Annotated in this window: 26 protein-coding genes and 4 pseudogenes; 22 read left to right on the top strand and 8 right to left on the bottom strand. The window is 25.6% G+C overall.

Features of this window, described 5'->3' with window-relative positions:
* Together dnaB and ACQH23_RS07050 are read left to right on the top strand one after the other, a co-directional pair.
* Entirely contained in the window at window positions 1-1,386 is a 1,386-nt protein-coding gene (gene dnaB, locus ACQH23_RS07055; RefSeq protein ID WP_425377788.1) for a replicative DNA helicase, read from the top strand.
* Between the two features lie 203 nt (window positions 1,387-1,589).
* Entirely contained in the window at window positions 1,590-2,816 is a 1,227-nt protein-coding gene (locus ACQH23_RS07050) for a lipoprotein (RefSeq protein WP_425377787.1), read from the top strand.
* A gap of 251 nt (window positions 2,817-3,067) precedes the next feature.
* Here the strand turns inward: ACQH23_RS07050 and ACQH23_RS07045 are convergent.
* Together ACQH23_RS07045 and ACQH23_RS07040 are read right to left on the bottom strand one after the other, a co-directional pair.
* Window positions 3,068-3,175, bottom strand: a pseudogene (locus ACQH23_RS07045) (IS5/IS1182 family transposase); the annotation flags it as partial.
* Between the two features lie 362 nt (window positions 3,176-3,537).
* Window positions 3,538-3,738 (bottom strand): hypothetical protein, encoded by a 201-nt coding sequence (locus tag ACQH23_RS07040; protein ID WP_425377786.1) that lies wholly within the window; start codon window positions 3,736-3,738, stop codon window positions 3,538-3,540.
* A 554-nt stretch (window positions 3,739-4,292) separates the two neighbouring features.
* Between ACQH23_RS07040 and ACQH23_RS07035 the strand changes: the two genes are divergently transcribed.
* The 5 genes from ACQH23_RS07035 to ACQH23_RS07015 all read left to right on the top strand — a co-directional run bounded on the left by ACQH23_RS07035 (window position 4,293) and on the right by ACQH23_RS07015 (window position 7,019).
* Window positions 4,293-4,652 carry a hypothetical protein gene (locus ACQH23_RS07035; protein ID WP_425377785.1) on the top strand — a complete coding sequence of 120 codons (360 nt, stop codon included), beginning with the start codon at window positions 4,293-4,295 and terminating at the stop codon, window positions 4,650-4,652.
* A gap of 97 nt (window positions 4,653-4,749) precedes the next feature.
* Window positions 4,750-4,950 carry a hypothetical protein gene (locus tag ACQH23_RS07030; RefSeq protein WP_425377784.1) on the top strand — a complete coding sequence of 67 codons (201 nt, stop codon included), beginning with the start codon at window positions 4,750-4,752 and terminating at the stop codon, window positions 4,948-4,950.
* A gap of 162 nt (window positions 4,951-5,112) precedes the next feature.
* Window positions 5,113-5,562 (top strand): hypothetical protein, encoded by a 450-nt coding sequence (locus ACQH23_RS07025; RefSeq protein ID WP_425377783.1) that lies wholly within the window; start codon window positions 5,113-5,115, stop codon window positions 5,560-5,562.
* Between the two features lie 128 nt (window positions 5,563-5,690).
* Window positions 5,691-6,224 carry a lipoprotein gene (locus ACQH23_RS07020; RefSeq protein ID WP_425377782.1) on the top strand — a complete coding sequence of 178 codons (534 nt, stop codon included), beginning with the start codon at window positions 5,691-5,693 and terminating at the stop codon, window positions 6,222-6,224.
* Window positions 6,225-6,836: 612 nt separating this feature from the next.
* On the top strand, window positions 6,837-7,019 hold the full coding sequence (locus ACQH23_RS07015) for a hypothetical protein (RefSeq protein ID WP_425377776.1): 183 nt from the start codon (window positions 6,837-6,839) through the stop codon (window positions 7,017-7,019).
* Between the two features lie 19 nt (window positions 7,020-7,038).
* Here the strand turns inward: ACQH23_RS07015 and ACQH23_RS07010 are convergent, their stop codons facing one another.
* Both ACQH23_RS07010 and ACQH23_RS07005 read right to left on the bottom strand, forming a co-directional pair.
* Window positions 7,039-7,281 (bottom strand): IS3 family transposase, encoded by a 243-nt coding sequence (locus tag ACQH23_RS07010; protein ID WP_425377781.1) that lies wholly within the window; start codon window positions 7,279-7,281, stop codon window positions 7,039-7,041.
* Window positions 7,282-7,322: 41 nt separating this feature from the next.
* Window positions 7,323-7,502 carry a transposase gene (locus tag ACQH23_RS07005; RefSeq protein ID WP_425377780.1) on the bottom strand — a complete coding sequence of 60 codons (180 nt, stop codon included), beginning with the start codon at window positions 7,500-7,502 and terminating at the stop codon, window positions 7,323-7,325.
* Between the two features lie 334 nt (window positions 7,503-7,836).
* Here ACQH23_RS07005 and hisS point away from each other — a divergent pair, with 334 nt between their 5' ends.
* The 8 genes and pseudogenes from hisS to ACQH23_RS06965 all read left to right on the top strand — a co-directional run bounded on the left by hisS (window position 7,837) and on the right by ACQH23_RS06965 (window position 13,923).
* Window positions 7,837-9,093, top strand: coding sequence for a histidine--tRNA ligase (hisS, locus tag ACQH23_RS07000; RefSeq protein ID WP_425377779.1), 1,257 nt, complete (start codon window positions 7,837-7,839; stop codon window positions 9,091-9,093).
* A gap of 240 nt (window positions 9,094-9,333) precedes the next feature.
* A complete protein-coding gene (locus tag ACQH23_RS06995; RefSeq protein ID WP_425377778.1) occupies window positions 9,334-9,483 on the top strand; it encodes an OB-fold nucleic acid binding domain-containing protein in 150 nt (49 codons plus the stop codon).
* Between the two features lie 212 nt (window positions 9,484-9,695).
* Window positions 9,696-10,088: pseudogene (locus tag ACQH23_RS06990) on the top strand (transposase family protein).
* Between the two features lie 294 nt (window positions 10,089-10,382).
* Window positions 10,383-11,339: a CPBP family glutamic-type intramembrane protease gene (locus tag ACQH23_RS06985; protein ID WP_425377777.1), complete on the top strand. Its 957-nt coding sequence runs from the start codon at window positions 10,383-10,385 to the stop codon at window positions 11,337-11,339.
* 634 nt (window positions 11,340-11,973) lie between these two features.
* On the top strand, window positions 11,974-12,156 hold the full coding sequence (locus ACQH23_RS06980) for a hypothetical protein (RefSeq protein ID WP_425377776.1): 183 nt from the start codon (window positions 11,974-11,976) through the stop codon (window positions 12,154-12,156).
* A 103-nt stretch (window positions 12,157-12,259) separates the two neighbouring features.
* Entirely contained in the window at window positions 12,260-13,171 is a 912-nt protein-coding gene (locus ACQH23_RS06975) for a hypothetical protein (RefSeq protein ID WP_425377775.1), read from the top strand.
* 137 nt (window positions 13,172-13,308) lie between these two features.
* Window positions 13,309-13,587, top strand: coding sequence for a helix-turn-helix domain-containing protein (locus ACQH23_RS06970; protein WP_425377774.1), 279 nt, complete (start codon window positions 13,309-13,311; stop codon window positions 13,585-13,587).
* Between the two features lie 69 nt (window positions 13,588-13,656).
* Window positions 13,657-13,923: a hypothetical protein gene (locus tag ACQH23_RS06965; RefSeq protein ID WP_425377773.1), complete on the top strand. Its 267-nt coding sequence runs from the start codon at window positions 13,657-13,659 to the stop codon at window positions 13,921-13,923.
* 77 nt (window positions 13,924-14,000) lie between these two features.
* Here the strand turns inward: ACQH23_RS06965 and ACQH23_RS06960 are convergent, their stop codons facing one another.
* Together ACQH23_RS06960 and ACQH23_RS06955 are read right to left on the bottom strand one after the other, a co-directional pair.
* Window positions 14,001-14,930, bottom strand: coding sequence for a UPF0236 family transposase-like protein (locus tag ACQH23_RS06960; RefSeq protein ID WP_425377772.1), 930 nt, complete (start codon window positions 14,928-14,930; stop codon window positions 14,001-14,003).
* A gap of 5 nt (window positions 14,931-14,935) precedes the next feature.
* Window positions 14,936-15,454: a hypothetical protein gene (locus ACQH23_RS06955; RefSeq protein WP_425377771.1), complete on the bottom strand. Its 519-nt coding sequence runs from the start codon at window positions 15,452-15,454 to the stop codon at window positions 14,936-14,938.
* Window positions 15,455-15,683: 229 nt separating this feature from the next.
* Here ACQH23_RS06955 and ACQH23_RS06950 point away from each other — a divergent pair.
* The 5 genes and pseudogenes from ACQH23_RS06950 to ACQH23_RS06930 all read left to right on the top strand — a co-directional run.
* Window positions 15,684-15,755: pseudogene (locus ACQH23_RS06950) on the top strand (hypothetical protein); the annotation flags it as partial.
* Window positions 15,756-15,770: 15 nt separating this feature from the next.
* Complete coding sequence (locus tag ACQH23_RS06945) at window positions 15,771-16,304, top strand: DDE-type integrase/transposase/recombinase (RefSeq protein ID WP_425377770.1); 534 nt, start codon at window positions 15,771-15,773, stop codon at window positions 16,302-16,304.
* Window positions 16,305-16,483: 179 nt separating this feature from the next.
* Complete coding sequence (locus ACQH23_RS06940) at window positions 16,484-17,446, top strand: Cof-type HAD-IIB family hydrolase (RefSeq protein ID WP_425377769.1); 963 nt, start codon at window positions 16,484-16,486, stop codon at window positions 17,444-17,446.
* A gap of 54 nt (window positions 17,447-17,500) precedes the next feature.
* Entirely contained in the window at window positions 17,501-17,818 is a 318-nt protein-coding gene (gene trxA, locus ACQH23_RS06935; RefSeq protein ID WP_425377768.1) for a thioredoxin, read from the top strand.
* A gap of 272 nt (window positions 17,819-18,090) precedes the next feature.
* Window positions 18,091-18,354, top strand: a complete 264-nt coding sequence (locus ACQH23_RS06930) for a transposase family protein (RefSeq protein WP_425377767.1) — start codon at window positions 18,091-18,093, stop codon at window positions 18,352-18,354.
* 230 nt (window positions 18,355-18,584) lie between these two features.
* On the opposite strand, the gene ACQH23_RS06925 is transcribed toward ACQH23_RS06930, so the two are convergent.
* Both ACQH23_RS06925 and ACQH23_RS06920 read right to left on the bottom strand, forming a co-directional pair.
* Window positions 18,585-19,085, bottom strand: a complete 501-nt coding sequence (locus ACQH23_RS06925; protein WP_425379324.1) for an IS30 family transposase — start codon at window positions 19,083-19,085, stop codon at window positions 18,585-18,587.
* Window positions 19,086-19,112: 27 nt separating this feature from the next.
* Window positions 19,113-19,535, bottom strand: coding sequence for a transposase (locus ACQH23_RS06920; RefSeq protein WP_425377766.1), 423 nt, complete (start codon window positions 19,533-19,535; stop codon window positions 19,113-19,115).
* 143 nt (window positions 19,536-19,678) lie between these two features.
* Here ACQH23_RS06920 and ACQH23_RS06915 point away from each other — a divergent pair.
* Together ACQH23_RS06915 and ybeY are read left to right on the top strand one after the other, a co-directional pair.
* Window positions 19,679-20,506, top strand: a pseudogene (locus tag ACQH23_RS06915) (IS5 family transposase).
* A 249-nt stretch (window positions 20,507-20,755) separates the two neighbouring features.
* Window positions 20,756-21,214 carry an rRNA maturation RNase YbeY gene (gene ybeY / locus ACQH23_RS06910; protein ID WP_425377765.1) on the top strand — a complete coding sequence of 153 codons (459 nt, stop codon included), beginning with the start codon at window positions 20,756-20,758 and terminating at the stop codon, window positions 21,212-21,214.

Genomic DNA, 21,214 nt, shown 5'->3' with positions numbered 1-21,214 from the left:
ATGGAAACTTTAAATAAAATAGAAATAAATAAAACTGAGATAAATAAAATTAATGTTATTAATGATGCCGAAAAAAATGTTTTAGCAATTATTGCCCATTCAATTAATGCTGCTGAAGAAGTCTTTTCGATTTTAAACGAAGATGATTTTACTGTGATGAATTATAAAGTGATTTTTAAAGCTTTACAAGAACAATTTTTAGCAAAGGTTGCGATTAATGTTACAACATTGAGTAATTATATGTTAAAAAATAATATTTTAAATAAAATTGGCGGAATTGAATTTTTAACGGATTTATTTCAGTCATATACAACGGATGCTAATTTATCAGAGTATTTAGATATTATTATTAAAAATACAACATCACGGTGTTTAAAAGCAGTTGTTAATAAGATTAACCGGTACATTGATGCTCATCAACCAATTGATGAAGTTGTTAGTCAGGCCGAAAAAGAAATTTTAGATGTTAAAAAAGAACGGAAAGGCAATTTATTTAAAACATCTTATGATGAAGTGGACAAAGTGTTACACAAAATTGAATTATTGGAAAATTCCGGGGAAATGTTAACAGGAAGTCCAAGTGGTTTTCGTGATTTAGACCGGATGACTTCGGGATTTCAAAAAGGGGATTTTATTATTTTAGCAGCGCGACCATCAATGGGGAAAACTGCTTTAGCATTAAATTTTGCTGTTAAATCAGCTTCTCAATCAAAGAAAGCTGTTGCAATTTTTTCTGTTGAGATGCCAGCGGAACAATTAATTCAAAGAATGTTAGGGAGTTATTCAACGGTAGATTCGGTTAAAGTTCGAACAGGAAAAGGTTTACAAAGTCGGGATTGAGAAAATATTACCAAGGCGGCAGATTTTTTAAAACAGACAAAGTTATTTATTAATGATACGCCTGGTTTAAAAGTTATTGAGTTGCAATCAAAGTTACGAAAATTATGCCGGGAAAATGAAGTTGGCTTAGTTGTGATTGATTACTTACAATTATTAAGCACCGGAACGTATTTTGGTGATTCACGGCAACAAGAAGTTTCCACAATTTCACGACAACTTAAAGCTTTAGCACGTGAGTTAGAAGTACCAATTATTTGTTTATCACAATTATCACGGTTAGTTGAAAAACGAGAAGATAAAAGACCAATTATGTCTGATTTACGTGATTCAGGGGCAATTGAACAAGATGCCGATATTATTATGTTTTTATTTCGAGAAGAATATTATACTGTCCATGATTCAGATAAGTTAGAATTAGCAGGGCCAGAAACTGAAAAAGCACAATTAATTTTATCAAAGCATCGAAATGGACCAACTGGTAACGTTGAATTATTGTTTGTAAAAAAACATGGATCGTTTGCTGATTTTGGTTTGCAAAATACATAAATTTAAGATAATATACTTCTTGCGATACTAACAAAAATAAAAAAAATTACAAATAAAAAAAATTAAATTAAACTTTAAAATAAGCATTTTTAAAAATTTTAATTGCTTTTTAAGCATAAATAATCAGGTATCGCAAGAAGTCTAATATATTACTCAGTGAAAAGAATAATTATTAAATTAGTGTTTTAGAAAAGAGGTTTATAATGCGTAAGTTACTATCAATTTTTACAGCATCAGTGTTATGTTTAACATCAGTATCATCGCTTGTTGCATGTAGTGAAACCCCACAAGGGAATCCAGTTTCTGTTTTTATATATAATGGGAATCAAAAATTTAGTCATGCTCCAACAGCAAATAATAAATCAACAAATGGAATAGACGATGCCACTAAGTCAGGAAAAGATGAAACTGATGTTCCTTTTGATTATAGTTTACAAGGAGGCCAAATGGGCTTAGTTAATAATGTCCTTAATCCTTTTTTACATGGAATAAATTTAACAAAAGATAATAGTGTAACAACTGGGAAAGGGACAAAATGAAGTGATGAACAAGTTGCCGCTGGGTTACAAGGGCAAAAAGATAACTTAATTGCCAAGGCGAAAAGTGATACGACAGATCCTCTTGATAGTAGTAAGAAAATTAAACAAAAAGAAATATGAGAAGCTTTTTATAATGATTATTCAACTAGTTATGATTCAACTTATGTGCAAGTAGCCTTACTTGCCAATGAAAATCAAACAATTCAGGATTCAACAAATAAAAATTTAGTGACAACAACTGGAAATCCAGAAAAAACAAATGAAAAAGATTGAGTTAAAGAGTATACTTGACCTACTACTAGTAAAAAAACCTTTTTTACCCCACCATCATTAAAAACATTTTCACCAGTAGCATCAATTATTGAATGATTAAATAATCCTAAAAATGGATATAATGAAGATTATGACAAAATTGAACAAAATCGTGGTTATCAATCAACCCGTTATGTTGCAATTGTTATTCCAAATGTCACAATTCGTTTAGAATTCCAAGGGAAACATCATCGTTTTACCTTTACTGCAACGATTGATAAATTAGTCGTTTATGCTAATTACTTAGTTTATCTTACTCCAAATAGTAAGAATGATGAAGCAACTTATGGTCATCAATGATTCTTCATTAGTTATGGTTTTTATGACTTTGATGATTTAAAGGATGATGATTATCACCGTTATAATTTAAGTGATATTCCAAATGATGTTAAAATTAATCCCGATATTCAAGTAGCCTTAGGATTTGTTAAAAAAGCGGATGAAAAAGGAACCTTAACAGCAGATGAAGATAAAGAGGTTGGCAAAAATGGCCAATTTCCAACGCAAACATCAGATTATACTTTCCCAGCTTTAAAATGAAAAATTAATGTTGATTCGATTACTAATCAATATAAATAATGGACATTAAAATTCTTGTCATTGGAGCCTTAGATAAAAAATATTTAGTAATTGGTTGTGAAACCTTTATTAGACTTCTTGCGATACTAAGATAATCATTGCAAATTAATTCATAAAGAAAAAATACAGATAGGAATTTATACCTTTTATTAATTTAATTCTTATAGTCTTTATAAGAGATGCGTTATTTTGGCACAACAAAAAATGATTTTATTATTTAAAGTTAATTTTCATTCAACTTCTTGTCTTATTTATAATAACAATTGAAAATTATAGATTGAAGCAATTAAATTAAATCTTAAAGCAAAGCTTTTTCTACGATTGCGATATTTTTCAGTAATAATTTTAAATTTTTTAAGGATAGCAAAAACATTTTAAATAACGATTCTCATTTGTAAAATTAGTTTATTATGCTGTTTTTGTTCGTTATTTAAAGGTTTTTGCTTTGTTTTTTTATGCGTAATCAAAACATTCCGATTCACTTTTTGCAAACTTTGATAACCTGTATCAACTATTACTTTGGTATCTTTTAAAAGCGGTATTTTTTCTTTATGAATTAATTTGCAATGATTATCATAGTATCGCAAGAAGTCTATTATATAAAGGTCCACACAATAAAGCGTTAACCATATCAACATAGGTTTTTTGCCCTGTTGTATTACCTTGCAATGCAAAAGGTATTTATGACAAATTGATTGTTGCCATAATATTCACTCCCTTATTATCTAATGTTTTTAAGTGTATAATCAGTTAATTTTTTAATATCTTCCGGAATATATGCTCCTTTTTCTTTAATAGTTTCAATTTCATCATTTTTATTTTCAACCGAATTTTCAATCATATCTTTAATAAAATTAGTTGGTGAAAATGATGGTTGTTCTTGTACAAATAAATCAGGTTTTAATTCTTTTAAAGTTTTCATTTTTTCAGATAAAGAACTACCACTAACTTTTTCTAAATTAGTTTTAATATCTTCAATTTTAGTAGATGGAACATCTTTAAAGGCTTTTAATTCATTAGATAATTTAATAAAGTTTTCTTTTAATATAACATCTTCGCGTTTTTGAACACTTTCTCTAATTTATTTTGCTTCATTATTAAACTGATTTAAGATATTTTCTGCAATATCTTCGCTTAAACCTTGTTCTATTAATTGTTCTTTTGTAAGTGCCATTTTTATAAACTCCTCTTTTTTTATCCTTGTCCGATTAAGAAGTCAGCATAACTCTTTTTTACGGAAAAAGATTAAACCTATTCCCTCATTATATACTATTATTTTACTAATACAACACTTTATGTAAAAATAAATAAACTTAATATATTTCATTGCTAATTCATCCCTTAAAAAACGCGTAATAAGAAGTATTTAACAAGATAAAATTTTTTAAAATAATTACTAATTTTACTTATATATATATATACTGGGAGTAGTTCTTGATAAAAAGTTTCAAGATTAATAAAAGGAGAAAAACAAGTATGAAAAAATTACTTAGTTTATTAAGTGTGTTAACAATTGGAGTAAGTGCTTTACCAACAACAATTGCTTGTAGTAGTTACGAAAAAGAAGAAAAATTAAATGTTATTAACCATTTACTTGCAAATAATTTAGAAAATTTAAAAAGAAGTAAAAGAGAAAAAATTAATTATAAAAAAATAATTATTGATTTAAATGATATAGATGATAAATCTCAAATTAGGTCCCTTCTTGTATTAAATAATAAGATATACTTTACTACAATAAATGGAAAAATGTATGAATATGAACCCCAAACAGAAAAAAATAGATTTGTTGTAGACATGGGGTGTAGAACATTGGTCTACTGGTATCATTTTTAATAATAAGATATATATTGCATCAGGAGCAAAATCATTAAATAATCAAAAAGTTTATGAAGTAGATCCAGCAAAAAATTATAAAAAAGCAGTTATAAATATGACTAATATTTCTCATTCACAAGGAATTTTATTTAACAATAAATTATATTTTGGTTCAGGAGATCAAAATGTCTATGAATATGACCCGATAACAAAACAACAAAAAATAATTCAAAATTTAGATAAAATCCGCACTTCTGGACTGGTGTTAAATAATAAAATATATTTTTGTTCAAATAATGAAGGCACTATATATTAATATAATCCACAAACAGAACAGAATAGACTTGTTGTTAAAATAGGAAATACGAATAGTATATGATCTGATGGTGCTGTATTAAATAATAAATTATATTTTGTATCTGATAGTAAAGTTCACGAAATAGATCCAATAGCAAATTTTAAAAAAACAGTTATAAATATGAAAGGTGAATCTCATTTAAGAGGATTAACATTTAATAATAAAGTATACTTCGCTTCAACTGGTGGCAACGTTTATGAGTATGATCATATATCAGGATATCAAAAAATTATTATGAACAATGAAAATGTTGGTTTTATATCTAATGGTATTGAACTTAATAATAAGTTATATTTTGGTACAGTAGATGGGAAAATATATGAATATTTTGATTTTTATAATGAAAACATAAATAATTTAAAAAAAGATTTAAATGAAAAACAAAATAAAATCACTAAACTTAAAACGGAATTAGAAAATTATAAAAATGAATTTAAAAAAATTTCTATGAAGTATGTTTCATTAGATCAGGATCAATTTTTAAAAAATATGGATAGAACAATAAAAAATATTGAAAAAACACAAAATTTGTATGTATCAAAAATTAATATTGATATTAGAAATAATTAATTTAATAGTAATAAGTAAATTAAAAAAATTTATTAAACTATAAATAAATGAAAATAAACAAATTTTATTTTCATTTTTAATTAAATTAACAAACAAAATTATATATAAAACAAAAAGGAATTAAAAATATGAAAAAAATATTAAGCATTTTAGGAACAATCACTTTAATAGGAACAAGTACAACCAGTTTAGTTGCTTGTAATAAACCACAAGAATATACACCCGAAGAATTAGCAAAATTAAAAGAAGAAAATAAAATAGATACAAAAGATGAAAATATTAAAAACAATTTAGAATGAATAACACCGCAAGAAAAACCATTTAATGAAGTTGAAAAGAGATACTATTATATAGTATGAAAAAAAGATAAATGAGAAATAAGTAAGATTTTAAAAAATTTTCCTATTGAGGTAGGCAAAGAATATTATATATATAAAGATAATAATTATGAATTAAAATTTTTTAAAGGTATTACTAGCACAAATAAAATAAAAGATACATTTTTATTTTATAGTAGTAATAATCCTTTTTCTTTTAGAAGATGAGGAGAAAGAAATTATGATTATATAAATTATATTAAATCAGTTTATCGTTGGAATTTAGATACTAAGGGACCTGACTTAATTGTTGATGAAAATGGTAATGTAAAAGTTAATGAATAATAGGAAAAAAGATGTAAATCTCTTTTTATTTTTTTATCTTGGTTTAATAGTTATTTTAATGGGATTATTACTTTTATTTCTAATTCCCAAGACATTTGGGTTAGAAACATCTATTATTATATTTTTATCATTTCCCGAATAAAGTCAATCAAACCCTGTTAATAATTGGTTAAATATTACTTTTGAAAATCTAATTTTAAATTTTACATCATTAGTATAATAGACTTCTTGCGATACATGATTATTTATGCTTAAAAAGCAATTAAAATTTTTAAAAATGATTATTTTTAAGTTTAATTTAATTTTTTTAATTTGTAATTTTTTTTATTTTTGTTAATATCGCAAGAAGTCTAATTACTAATTTATACTTATTCAAATCAGCAAAGGCTTTTAATTTTTCTTTTCGACTTGGTGAATGTAAACCTTTACAATATATTTTGCTACCATTTGATAAAGTAAAAGCTGAATTATACTTGCATTTACAAGTATAATTCAGCAATTAAAAAAATAAAAAAAGATCTAAATAAAACAATAATTCATTCAGATCACGGATATCAATATACATCTAAAGATTATAATAGTAAATGTTTAGATAACAAAATTATAATTTCAATGGGTAAAAATTATCATTGTGCAGACAACATTATTATTGAAAGTTTTCATTCATTACTTAAAAAAGGAACAATCCATAATAAAAATTATAAATCTCATAATGAATATATTAATGATGTTAAAAAATGAAATAAATGATATTCAAACCAAAAAGAAAAAGATATAATAAATGAAAGTTTGTAAACCTTTTTATTAATACTTACTAAACGGGGTGCAGTCTATAGAATACTAACTGATTTTTAATCATAATTTGGCGAATTTTTCTTCGCGATAAGATAATATCTTTTCTGGTTAAAATAGCTTTAATTTTACGAGCTCCATAAATTTTGCGACTAGCATTAAATGCACTGATAACTTCTTGTTCATAATTATTAACATCAACCGTAGCGTATTTATTAATTTGATAGTAATATGTTGATTTTGCTATCTTTAATATTTGACCCATTTTTCGCACGAAATATTTTTCTTTATTATTGTTAATAATTTCTATTTTTTGCCGATTATCAGTGCCGCTTGCTTTAAAATGTCGTTTTCCATTCGTAATTGGATTAATTCTTTCCGCAAGGCAATCAGTTCATTTTCTTCAACAGTGTGGTTATCTTTTGCTTTAAAAGATCCAGAATTATTTAATTTTTTAATTCACTGATATACGGTTGATTTTGACACCCCATATTACTTAAAAATTTCAAGAATGGTTTTACCATTTTGATAAAGTAAAACAATTTGTTTTTTTAATTCATCGGTGTATTAATTTCTTCCCATTTTTATATTCCTACTTTCTTCATAATTATATTTTATTTGAAAGTCCACATAAATATGGTCCAACTTATTGTAACATATCCACTATTATAATTTTTAAAGTGTTTTGACAACATTATGATAAAATTTAATAGATTTTTACAATAAAGTGCATTAACTAAAAGATAATGAAATAGGATGGCACCGCGATTTTTCGTTCCTAAGCATTCTTTTAATTTTTTATTTAGAAGGGAAATTAGTTATGAATATTCAAAAACCACGTGGAACCGAAGACATCTATTATGAAAAAACAAGGGAATTAAGTGCCTTAGAATTAATGCTGCGTAGTATTGCGATGCAATATAATTATCATGAAATTAGAACGCCAATTTTTGAAGCGAAAGATTTATTTGTTCGGTCGGTCGGAGCTGAAACAGATATTGTTAGTAAAGAAATGTTTTATTTATTAGACAAAAAAGAACGAGAATTTGTTTTACGACCAGAAGGAACAGTCCCCGTAATTCGTAGTATTATTGAAGATAAATTATATGGGAAATATGAATTACCATTAAAATTATTTTATATTGGCAATATGTTTCGTTATGAACGACCACAACATGGCCGTTTACGTCAATTTAATCAGTTTGGTGTTGAAGTTGTTGGGGCAAAGAACTATTTATTAGATGTTGAAGTGATTTTACTTGGGTATACACTTTTAAAAACAATTGGATTAAATTATTTAACCTTAAAATTAAATTATTTAACCGTTGGTGCTGCACGAACAAAGTATCTTGTTGTTTTAACAGCTTTCTTCCAACAACAAGAATTATGTGCTGATTGTAAAATTCGTGTTAAAAAGAATCCTTTACGTGTCTTGGATTGTAAGATTGACCAAAATAAATTTGATATAGCGCCTAAAATTTATGATTATTTAACAGAAGAAGAAAATAATGAATTTAAAGCCTTACAAAGTCTTTTAACAAAATTAGAAGTCCCTTTTGTTTTAGATTATAAACTAGTTCGCGGATTAGATTATTATACAGGGGTTGTTTTTGAAATTGTTATTGATAAACAAGAACGAGAACTAACCTTATTAGGCGGGGGGAAATATGATCAATTGGTTCATACCTTTGAACCAAGTTTGGATTATCCCGCTGTTGGGTTTGCCTTGGGTTTAGAACGATTATTGTTAACATTATCAGAACAGAACATTACTTTGGCTGATGAACCGTATCTTGATGCTTATTTAATTTGTTTATCAGATCATGCGCGTCATTTCGCAGTTTCTCTTTTATTAATGTTACGTGCTAGTGGTTTACGTGTGGATTGCGATTATTTAGCACGCAGTGTTAAAGCACAGTTTAAATCTTTAGAACGGTTAAAAGCGAAGCATGCAATTATTATTGGTGATGAAGAATTGAAAAAAAATGTTATTAAAATTAAAAATCAAAAAACTGGCAAAGAACAAGAAGTTAAATTTAAAAAAATTATTGCCTTTTTAAATAAGGAGAATAAATAATAGACTTCTTGCGATACTAACAAAAATAAAAAAATTACAAATTAAAAAAATTAAATTAAACTTTAAAATAAGTATTTTTAAAAATTTTAATTGCTTTTTAAGCATAAATAATAAGGTATAGCAAGAAGTCTGATAAAAAGAACACATACCTGCGGAGAATTAACATTACAAGATGTTAAAAAGAAAGTAGTTTTAAATGGTTGAGTAGCGAAGAATCGGCGCTTAGGTGGTATTATTTTCTTGGATTTACGTGATCGTGAGGGGATTACCCAAATTGTTGTCCAACCAGAGCACCAACAATATGAAATGATTAATACCATTCGTAATGAATTTGTTATTAGCGTGGAAGGGGTTGTTATTGAACGTAAAAATAAAAACCATGAAATTTAGCAACGGGAGCAATTGAAATCGTTGCGAATAAGATTACCATTTTATCAAAAACACAAACCCCACCATTGTAACCTATCCAACTTGCTGGGCAAAAAACATTAATAAATAAATATTTTAATGATAAAATAATTATTATTGATGCAACCGAAACAGCCATCCAACGCCCAAAAAAACAAAAACAATAATATTCCGAAAAAAAGAAAAAGCATACTATCAAAACACAAATAATCATCGAAAAAGAAAGCAAAACTATTATTGTAACAAATTTTGCTTGTGGTAAAACCGATGATTTTCGTTTATTTAAAGAATCAAAAATACCGCTTTTAAAAGCTAGCAAAGTAATAGTTGATACAGGTTATCAAGGCTTGCAAAAAATGCATCGGAATGTTTTGATTCCGCATAAAAAAACAAAGCAAAAACCTTTAAATAACGAATAAAAACAGCATAATAAACTAATTTCACAAATGAGAATCGTTATTGAAAATGTTTTTGCTATCCTTAAAAAATTTAAAATTATTACTGAAAAATATCGCAATCGTAGAAAAATCTTTGCTTTAAGATTTAATTTAATTGCTTCAATCTATAATTTTCAATTGTTATTATAAATAAGACAAGAAGTTGAATGAAAATTAACTTTAAATAATAAAATCATTTTTTATTGTGCCAAAATAATGCATCGCTTATAAAGACTATAAAAATTAAATTAATAAGAGGTATAAATTCCTATTTGCAATGTTTCTTTATGAATTAATTTGCAATGATTATCATAGTATCGCAAGAAGTATATTGATTATTTTTTTATTTCATCAAGAGTTTTCTAAAAAATTAAAGCAATTTTGAATGCATTTTTATTTGATTCATTATATAATGAAGGATATGATTTAAAGGAGTCGTAGAAAATGCGTAGTAATAAAAATATTTATAATGCTATAAAATGATATGAATTAAATCCAACCTTAATTGATCAAACATTACCTTTTGATTTTAATTTAGTTAAACTTAGAAATATTGGTTATATATTTTTAGGAACAGCGATCTTTGCTCCCTTTTTTATTAGTATTTTAATTTCATATTTGTTTGCTCATAATGAATATGTCTTTGCTGGAATGAATTTTCTTAGTTGAATTATTGTGGCAGTTGGTTCATATTTTGTTATTGGTGGGGCGCAAAATAAAATTATGCGGTCAGGAGCCATTGCCTTTTATTATTATTATTTTATTCCCAATCTTGTAGGGTTAGTAATTGGGATGATTACGAATCAGTTTCACCCAACAAATAGTGTTAGAACAACGATTAATTTATTGACAGCAATAATTTCAAGACTTATAACGATTATAGTTCTTTTCAAAACATCGCAGTTACTTTTTGAAAAAATTAAACTAACTTTTAAAAAAGATTATATTAGGCTGTTGCTAGTTTCAATAATCGCCATTATTGTTGTTATTTTCGTCTATTTGTTTTTTGCTTATATTCAAACATTTATAACAACATTGAAATCAAAAAATCAAGATGCCTTGGTTAAGGGATTGGATAAATGATGAAATATTATTATTTTATTAATTTTTTCAATTATTTTTGCTCCTATTACTGAAGAGTTAGCAACTCGGCATGGAATTTTTAGTTTAACTGGCAATAAGTGAATTGGATATGTCGCTTCAATTATTTTCTTTACGGGAATGCATGTTGCAGGTACTGGTGATTGAGAACACTTTATTGTTTATTTTGGGGGAGGATTAGCATTAAGTTCGTTATTTATTGTTGTTAACGGGAATGTGACCTATACCATAATTGCACATAGTGGTTTTAATTTCATTGTAGCGATGTTAATGTTGTTAGCCCCAAATTTCTTAGCCTAAGTAATTTAAAAAAGTGCCCTAGGGGCACTTTTTTATTTAGTATACAGTAATAATTAATTCATTAATTTTATGTTGTGATTCTGTTAGTTCCATTTCCAAATTAGCTTTCTTCTGTTCAATAATATTTACTTTTTTTATAATTCTTTAACCAAATTAGTATTTTCTAAATTATTTTGTAATTTTGTAATTTTGGATTGCAATTCTGTTAGTTCTGCATTTAAACTAATTTTTATGTGATCAAGTTCTTCAATTTTTAGGGTTAAAATTTCTAATTGTTCGTCTGATGAATAATATGGACTTATGACTGTTAATGTTGAAAGTGGGGCACCAGCAATTGTTAATACATTAGACTTCTTGTGATACTATGATAATCATTGCAAATTAATTCATAAAGAAAAAATACAGATAGGAATTTATACTGCACAGTTTCAGATAACTGAGATATATAAATAAAAATTTTTCTAGATTATTATTAATATATGCTGAATTATACTTGTAAGTGCAAGTATAATTCAGCAAAATTAAAAAAATAAAAAAAGATCTAAATAAAACAATAATTCATTCAGATCACGGATATCAATATACATCTAAAGATTATAATAGTAAATGTTTAGATAACAAAATTATAATTTCAATGGGTAAAAATTATCATTGTGCAGACAACATTATTATTGAAAGTTTTCATTCATTACTTAAAAAAGGAACAATCCATAATAAAAATTATAAATCTCATAATGAATATATTAATGATGTTAAAAAATGAAATAAATGATATTCAAACCAAAAAGAAAAAGATATAATAAATGAAAGTTTGTAAACCTTTTTATTAATACTTACTTTTTTGGGTGCAGTCTAATATTTGAATTTGACTTTTTTTTAAAAATAAATTATAATTTTTATAAATAATAAAGGAAAAAATAATGAAAAAAAATACTAACGGTAATTTAACAGTGCAAAATGATAAGATTTGAGCACGAATTAAAAAATCAGTTTTTCATAAAGAATTATATAATCAAAGTTCAATTACTTTTAAAATTGCGACTTCTGCTATTTTTTTAGCAATGGCGGTTGGGTTAAGCTTATTAGAATTTTTTAATGTTCCAACTCCTTGGGGAGCAACTTTTGGGTTACGTTTTTTTGATACTTTAGTAATTATTTATTCAATTTCAATTGTTGGGTTAGGATTTGCTTTATTAGAGGGAATAGCCTTACCATGAATTCATAACTTAATTGATGGGTATCATACATGAATTGAAATGGCGTTTTTTATGATTTATAATATTTTAGTTGTGTTTATAACATGATTTGTTTATTATATTTTATTCAATGCTTGTGCAAAAACTACGGTGCCAGAAAATGTGACCGATCACAATATTCATGAGTATCATCATGTTAAAAAAGCTCATAATCATCATCATAAAATTAATAATATTAATTGCGTAAAGAAAATTTTAGCATTTATTATTATTATTCCAATATGTGCTTTAATTGAAGCAATTTCATTTTTAATTGTTGCCAAAATTTTATTAAATATGGGTCATACTGATGTTGGCCATGAACATCACCATTTTCTTCATAATGGTTTAACAATCTTAGAAAATAGCTCAAGTAATGTGGCGGATTGAACGAATGGAGTTAGTCTTGCGCATGCTAGCCATGATCATGATATTGACGGAATAACTTCGATTTTTGAATCATGACAGCATACTTTAATTTTTATCGGAATTTTCTTTGGAATTTTTACCGGGAAATATATTGTCAATGCTACTTTATTTTTATTATTAGAACGACGAACAAGACAGTTGGTTGATCGCTATGGAATATATGTCTAAAACTTTTTTAAAACCTGAATTGTAAATATATTTAGGACACTTTATTAGACTTCTTGCGATACCGGCTTTTCTTATTAAGAATATTTCTATAAAATATAATTAGAAATAAAAAATATAAATTAGGAGGGTATAAAACTATGAAAAATGATAACTTTAAATTTCTTACTGATAAAGAATTATTACGATTAACAGGAATAAAACAAAATACTTTTAATAAAATGTTAGATATTTTAAAAGAAGCCGAGTTAAAAAAATTTAAAAAAGGCGGAAAAGCTAATAAATTATCATTAGAAAATCGTTTATTAATGACTTTATCATATTGAAGAGAATACCGTACTTATTTTCATCTTGGCAAAAGTTTTGGCATTAGTGAGAGTAATTGTTATCGTAATATCAAATGAATTGAAAAAAAATAGACTGCACCCAAAAAAGTAAGTAAAGAAAAAAAAGTCTTTGCTAAACTTTTAAAGGAGGTGCATTTTTATATGGCAAGAAAAGGACAAAAATTTAATAAATATACAGCAGATTTTCGAAAAAGGATAGGACAAGAGGTTAAAAATAATAGTATAAGTTTTATTGCAAAAAAATATGCAATTAATAAAAAAACTGTTGCTTCATGGTATGAAAATTTTAAGAAAGGAATTTTAAACACCAATAAAGGTCAAAAAGAATCAATTGAAAAAAGAGATTTAAACTATTACAAAGTTAGGTATGAATTACTAAAAAAGCTTCATGACTTTACAATTAAATAAAAGAAAAATTGTATTTTTTATCAAATAAAATATTGGTAGCGTGTAAAATGTTGGGGAAAAGTTTTCAGCATTAAGTTCTAATAATAATTAGAAACTATTTTCTTTAAAAGAGTTTTAGTATTTGATAATGTAGAAGCGGTGAATATTGGTAAGTTATATTGTTTAACTTCTGGATTATTAATCTTTTTAAATATTCATCTTCAAGTAATTTGTTCATTTTTTACTTGAAGATTTTTAATTTCTGTTAGTTCTTGAAAGGGATTAATCCCATTAGCTGTCAATTGTTTTAATAACATTACTTTGTAAATCGTTTTTTCATTAAATATTTTTGGTTTTGAACGAAACATTACTTTAATAATTCGAGCAATATAACTTTCAATGCGACAACCAATATTTTCTTGATATTCTCATTTTTGAATTGCTCCATAGTATGTTCTTAAATAATTAGATATTTCTTGTAACTTTCCTTTCGCTTCTTCGGTTTTAACAAGCTGATAAGCTCATTCAAGGTATTTTGTAACCTTGTTTCAGTTTAATTTTAAAATTGCTTTTCTAATTTTATTAAATAAATAACGTTTATAATATCGTGGACCACGGAGACAATCTTTAATTTTTTTAATAACATGGAAACGATCAATGATAAATTCAACATTGATGTGTTTTTCAACCGTTGAAATATATTGTGCACCATCACCAAGCACAATAATTTTAGCTGTCTCGGGTGATTCATAATTTAAGTTAATAAATTCTTTAATTCCTTGTCAGTATTTTTTAGAGTTAATTTTTTTAACTTCATTAGTCATTGTTACTAGAAATTTGACATTATGCATTGTTTTTCGTATTGTTTTAGGATCTTTATAACCAGTATGAAAGACGGTTAAACGGATTCTTTTCTTAATTTTTAATCGTTTTTTGATTTGATAACTAATGGCATTGCGATATGCTTCATCGGTTTCAATATAAATAACCCCATCATGTTTTAGTTTTGTATCTGGTTCATCTAGCATTAGTTCTAACAAATGTTTAATATCAAACCGTTTAATAAGGTTAAAAATTGTTTTTTTGTTATGTTAGCATTCCGATACATATTACAAATATCTTGATAACTAAAATTTATGCCTAATTTGCTGATTATTTCTAACGAAAAATCATAATCAAGTCGCTGATAACTTTCAATCCCTAATTGAATATCAAGTAAAAAGACCGTTTTTGGTTTTTTTGCCCCTTGAAATTCTGGTTTTAAGATATATTTTCCTCGTTTAAAAGTAACTTCACCATTACGAAAAACCAAAGTTCGTTGATAAAATCCTTTTGGAATATAACGTGCTTTGCGTCAGTCCTTATTAAAAATATAGTTATCAATATATTCAAAAATATTTTTAAATAGTATTCAAGCTTCAGAACTAATTTCATTGTTTAAATAGGATAATAGTGCTGTAATAGGGATATTGGGGCTAATTTCATTAATTAAATCAATAAAAGAGTTATTATTTTCGTTTAAAAACTCTTGGATTCTAGTTATAATATTCATAGGATAGTTTTCTTTCTAATTTTTTTCAAACTTAATTATACTGAAAACTTTCTTTTTTATTTTACCCAACTTTGGCAACGCAATCGAAAACATTAATAAATATCCACTAAATTTATTACTTGATATAATAGATTTAAAGCGTAGTTATTGAGATAAATATAAAAATTATTCAAGTAATGGTAAGGATAGCGAATCATTAAAAAATATTGTAAAAGTCTATTAAGAAAATTTAAAACAATTTGGTTATCGTCGAATTACCAAATATTTAAAAGAAGATTATGGCATTGTTTATAATGCTAAGAAAGTATTACGAATTATGAAAGAAAATAATATTCAAGCTGAATATGTAAAGCGTATGCGTAGAAAAATATTAATAAAACAAAATAGAAATAAAAATATAATTAAATATCCTGATTTAATAAATCGTAATTTTAATGATATTAAAGAAAGATTTTCAATTTTATTTACTGATTTAACTTATTTAATTTGAAATGGTAAAAAACATTATCAATCAACAATAATTGATGGATATACTAAAGAAATTATTGATGTAAAATGATCAAAATTTAATAATAACAAACTTGTAATTGATAATTTAAATGCTGCAATTAATAAAATTAAAAAAATAAAAAAAGATCTAAATAAAACAATAATTCATTCAGATCACGGATATCAATATACATCTAAAGATTATAATAGTAAATGTTTAGATAACAAAATTATAATTTCAATGGGTAAAAATTATCATTGTGCAGACAACATTATTATTGAAAGTTTTCATTCATTACTTAAAAAAGGAACAATCCATAATAAAAATTATAAATATCATAATGAATATGCCAAATTGTAAAGTTAAGTGCAACTAAATTATCTTTCGCCAATCGAATATTTGGTTAGAAAAATAATTTAGTTGCACTTAACTTTACAATTTGGCATTTGTAATTTTTTTATTTTTGTTAGTATCGCAAGGAGTCTAATGTACTTAAAATGAAATGAAATAACAAAAAAATATTTTTTTTGAAAAAATGGTTGCAATTTATTAAAAATATTTTATTATTAATTTGACAAGATATAAATTTGCCGTTTGTATCTACACAGCGCCAACATAAAATTAATGTTTGAACAATATTTTTAAATAATGTAATCATACAAATTTTACGGAAAACGAAAGGAGCAAAGGATATGAAAAAAGCAGTTTTTTCTGATTTGGATGGAACTTTATTAGATGATAAACATCGGTTTAGTAAATTAACCAAAAAAACGGTTAATTCAGTTCAAAAAAAAGGGATTCCTTTTGTTGTGACGACTGGACGATTGGCTAATGATGCAATTCGTCAAGCCCGAAAATTAAAAGTTCATAAGTATGATGGTTATGTTTTAGCAAATAATGGGGCGAGTGCTTACTCTTTTAAAACTAATAGTTTTTTGTGAATGATGATTTTTACAACAGCAGAAATTAATAAAATTTTTGACTTTACTTACCGGAAATATAAGGTGCACTTTTTTAGTAAAAATAGTACTTATGTTTATGAATATGGGGAAAATTCATATTATTGATCAAAAATAATGCGAACAAGATATCAAATTATTACCAAGATAACTGATATTATCGAAGACATTACCCATGCTAGTGTTATTGTTCATCAATTGTTAGATGACAATGCTGCTAATAAATTAATGCAAAAATTACGCCAATTATTACCGCAATTAGATATTACACAATATAATAATCGTGTTTTTGAAATTGCTTGTAAAGGGATTTCAAAAGGTAGCGCGCTACAATTTTTATCGCATCATATTGGGATTGACATTAGTCAAACTTATTCATTTGGAGATTCTTATAATGATTTTGAATTAATTCGCCAAGCGGGAGTTGGGATTGCTGTTGGTAATGCTATTGATGAATTAAAAAAAATGGCCAATGAAGTAACATTATCGAATCGTGAAGATGGCCCAGCAAAATATTTGCAACGGTTTTTTTTAAAAAAATAACACTTTTATGATATGATAGAAAAGCAAGAGAGTTGAATAAAGGAGAAAATGAAGATGGCTATAAAAGAAATAAAAGATATTGATGAATTAAAAAAAGCAATTAGTGATACAAAGTTAACATTAGTTGATTTTTATGCTGATTGATGTGGACCATGTAAAATGATTGCTCCAATAATTGATGAGTTAGCAAAAACCCGTGATGATGTTAATTTTATTAAAGTTAATGTTGATGTTCTACAAGATCTTGCTCAGGATCATGGGATTTTATCAATTCCGACATTAATTGTTTTTCAAAGTGGAAATGAATTAAAACGTAAGATAGGATTTGTAACTGCTAATGAAATTGAACAAGATTTATTAAGTCAAAATTAAATTAAAGTTTTATTAATAAAGTTAAAAAGAAGAAGGTGAATAATAAAATGGCAATGTCAATGAAAAAACGTCGTCGTTTAATGGCGGAGAAAAAAACGGCGAAAATCTTAGCTCGCAAAGAAGCAGCAAAAAAAGAAAAAGTCGTTGGGAAAGATTCAAAATAAAAAAAAGAAAATATGATAAATAGACTCACTAGACTGTATAGACTGCACCCAAAAAAGTAAGTAAAGAAAAAAAGTCTTTGCTAAACTTTAAAGGAGGTGCATTTTTATATGGCAAGAAAAGGACAAAAATTTAATAAATATACAGCAGATTTTCGAAAAATGATAGGACAAGAGGTTAAAAATAATAGTATAAGTTTTATTGCAAAAAAATATGCAATTAATAAAAAAACTGTTGCTTCATGGTATGAAAATTTTAAGAAAGGAATTTTAAACACCAATAAAGGTCCAAAAGAATCATTTGAAAAAAGAGATTTAAACTATTACAAAGTTAGGTATGAATTACTAAAAAAGCTTCATGACTTTTACAATTAAATAAAAGAAAAATTGTATTTTTTATCAAAGAAAACATTAATAAATATCCACTAAATTTATTACTTGATATAACAGATTTAAAGCGTAGTTTAGACTGCACCCCGTTTAGTAAGTATTAATAAAAAGGTTTACAAACTTTTATTTATTAGACTTCTTGCGATACCGGTTTTTCTTATTAAGAATATTTCTATAAAATATAATTAAAAGCCAAATTGTAAAGTTAAGTGCAACTAAATTATTTTTCTAACCAAATATTCGATTGGCGAAAGATAATTTAGTATTTTTCTTGGTCTTTGGTTTAAAGACAATATAAATTTATGAACTGCATTTTTAGTAGTATTTGAAAAATTAAATTTTTTAGGAAATTTTTCTCTAATTAAACCATTAGTATTTTCATTAGTACCTCTTTGTCAGGGTGAATATGCATTAGCAAAATAAATTTTCACATTTAAATTTTTTTCAAGTTGTTGTCAATTAGCAAATTCTTTACCACGATCAAATGTTATAGTCTTAACAAGATTATTTGGAAGAATTGATAAATAATGGCTAATATTTTCGTTAATAACTTTAGTAGTTTTATTTTCAACTAATATTGCTAAAGTAAATCTTGATGTTCTTTCAACTAAAGTTATTAAACATGATTTACTTTTACCTCGTGATGATACTACGGTATCACCTTCTCAATGACCAAGAGTTACGCGATTATTAACATTAGCATTTCGTTCTTTAATTGATTTACCATTAAATTTACCCCGATTTTATTGATATTTTCGTTTCTTACCTTTTCTTCTTAAATTTTTATTAGTAACTTTTTCAAGTAATCCAGAATAAATTCAATTGTAAATTGTTTTAAAACTAATAATTCATTCTTTATGAAAATTTTTAATTCTGCCATAAATTTGTTCGGGTGATCAACCTAATAATAATTTTTGTTGTACATATTTTACTAATTCTCTATTTTTAAACTTATGAAAATAAATATGTGATTGTTTTCTATTTTCTGCTTTATTTTGTGCAATTAATGAAAAATAATGATTATTATCTTTATTTCTATTAACTTCTCGAATAATAGTACTAATACTTCGATTAAGATTTTTAGCTATTTCACTAATTTTTATTTTAAACTTCAATTGATTCTCAATATAAATTCTTTCATCTATGCCAAGATGTTTATATCCCATATAAAAACTCCTTGCTTTATTTTTTCTAAAATAAACTTAGCATCATAAAATTTTTATATGAGATTTTTTGCAATTTTATTTACTTGCACTTACAAGTATAATTCAGCAAAAATAAAAAATATAAATTAGGCGGATATAAAACTATTAAAAATGATAACTTTAAATTTCTTAATGATAAAGAATTATTACGATTAACAGGAATAAAACAAAATACTTTTAATAAAATGTTAGATATTTTAAAAGAAGCCGAGTTAAAAAAATTAAAAAAGAAGGAAAAGATAATAAATTATCATTAGAAAATCGTTTATTAATGACTTTATCATATTGAAGAGAATACCGCACTTATTTTCATCTTGGCAAAATTTTTGGCATTAGTGAGATTAATTGTTATCGTAATATCAAATGAATTGAAAACACTTTAATTAAACACCCTGACTTTCAACAACTTGCTGGGCAAAAAACATTAATAAATAAATATTTTAATGATAAAACAATTATTATTGATGCAACCGAAACAGCCATCCAACGCCCAAAAAAAGACAAAAAAAATACTATTCCGGAAAAAAGAAAAAGCATACTATCAAAACACAAATAATCATCGAAAAAGAAAGCAAAACTATTATTGCAACAAATTTTGCTTGTGGTAAAACCGATGATTTTCGTTTATTTAAAGAATCAAAAATACCGCTTTTAAAGCTAGCAAAGTAATAGTTGATACAGGTTATCAAGGCTTGCAAAAAATGCATCGGAATGTTTTGATTCCGCATAAAAAAACAAAGCAAAAACCTTTAAACAACGAACAAAAACAGCATAATAAACTAATTTCACAAATGAGAATCGTTATTGAAAATGTTTTTGCTATCCTTAAAAAATTTAAAATTATTACTGAAAAATATCGCAATCGTAGAAAAATCTTTGCTTTAAGATTTAATTTAATTGCTTCAATCTATAATTTTCAATTGTTATTATAAATAAGACAAGAAGTTGAATGAAAATTAACTTTAAATAATAAAATCATTTTTTATTGTGCCAAAATAATGCATCTCTTATAAAGACTATAAAAATTAAATTAATAAGAGGTATAAATTCCTATTTGCAATGTTTCTTTATGAATTAATTTGCAATGATTATCATAGTATCGAAAGAAGTATATTAGATTATTTGCTGAAGATAATGATTTAATTTGTTATAATAAAAAAAGAGAAGGGTCCGGTGAGGAAATGAATGATGATTTTGTAATTTACAATGAGACAAATTTTGATATTAAACCACATCAAGATGATTTTAATGCCATTTTTCAGAAAATTAAAACAACATTAGCAATAACTGAACCATTAGAATTATCATTAATTATTGTTGATGAGCAAAAGCAACTGAAACTTAATCGGCAATATCGGCAAAAAGATTATGTTGCTGATGTTATTACCTTTGCCTTAGAAGAGGAGAATAAGGTTGATTTATTTAAATTAACAGGATTACGTAGTTTAGGGGATATTTTCATTTGTTATGAAAAAGCACTTGCGCAAGCTACGGAATATAACCATTCTCCTCGGCGTGAATTTGCTTTTTTATTTACCCATGGAATGTTGCATATTTTAGGTTATGATCATCAAAAACCACCTGATGAAGAAAAAATGTTTAATTTACAACGAAAAGTATTAGACTTCTTGCGATACTAA

It is taken from the genome of Spiroplasma endosymbiont of Polydrusus pterygomalis (genome assembly GCF_964030635.1).
Classification (GTDB): Bacteria; Bacillota_I; Bacilli_A; order Mycoplasmatales; family Mycoplasmataceae; genus Spiroplasma.
The sequence above is the reverse complement of the archived record's forward strand: the minus strand, read 5'-3'. Positions and strand labels throughout refer to the sequence as shown.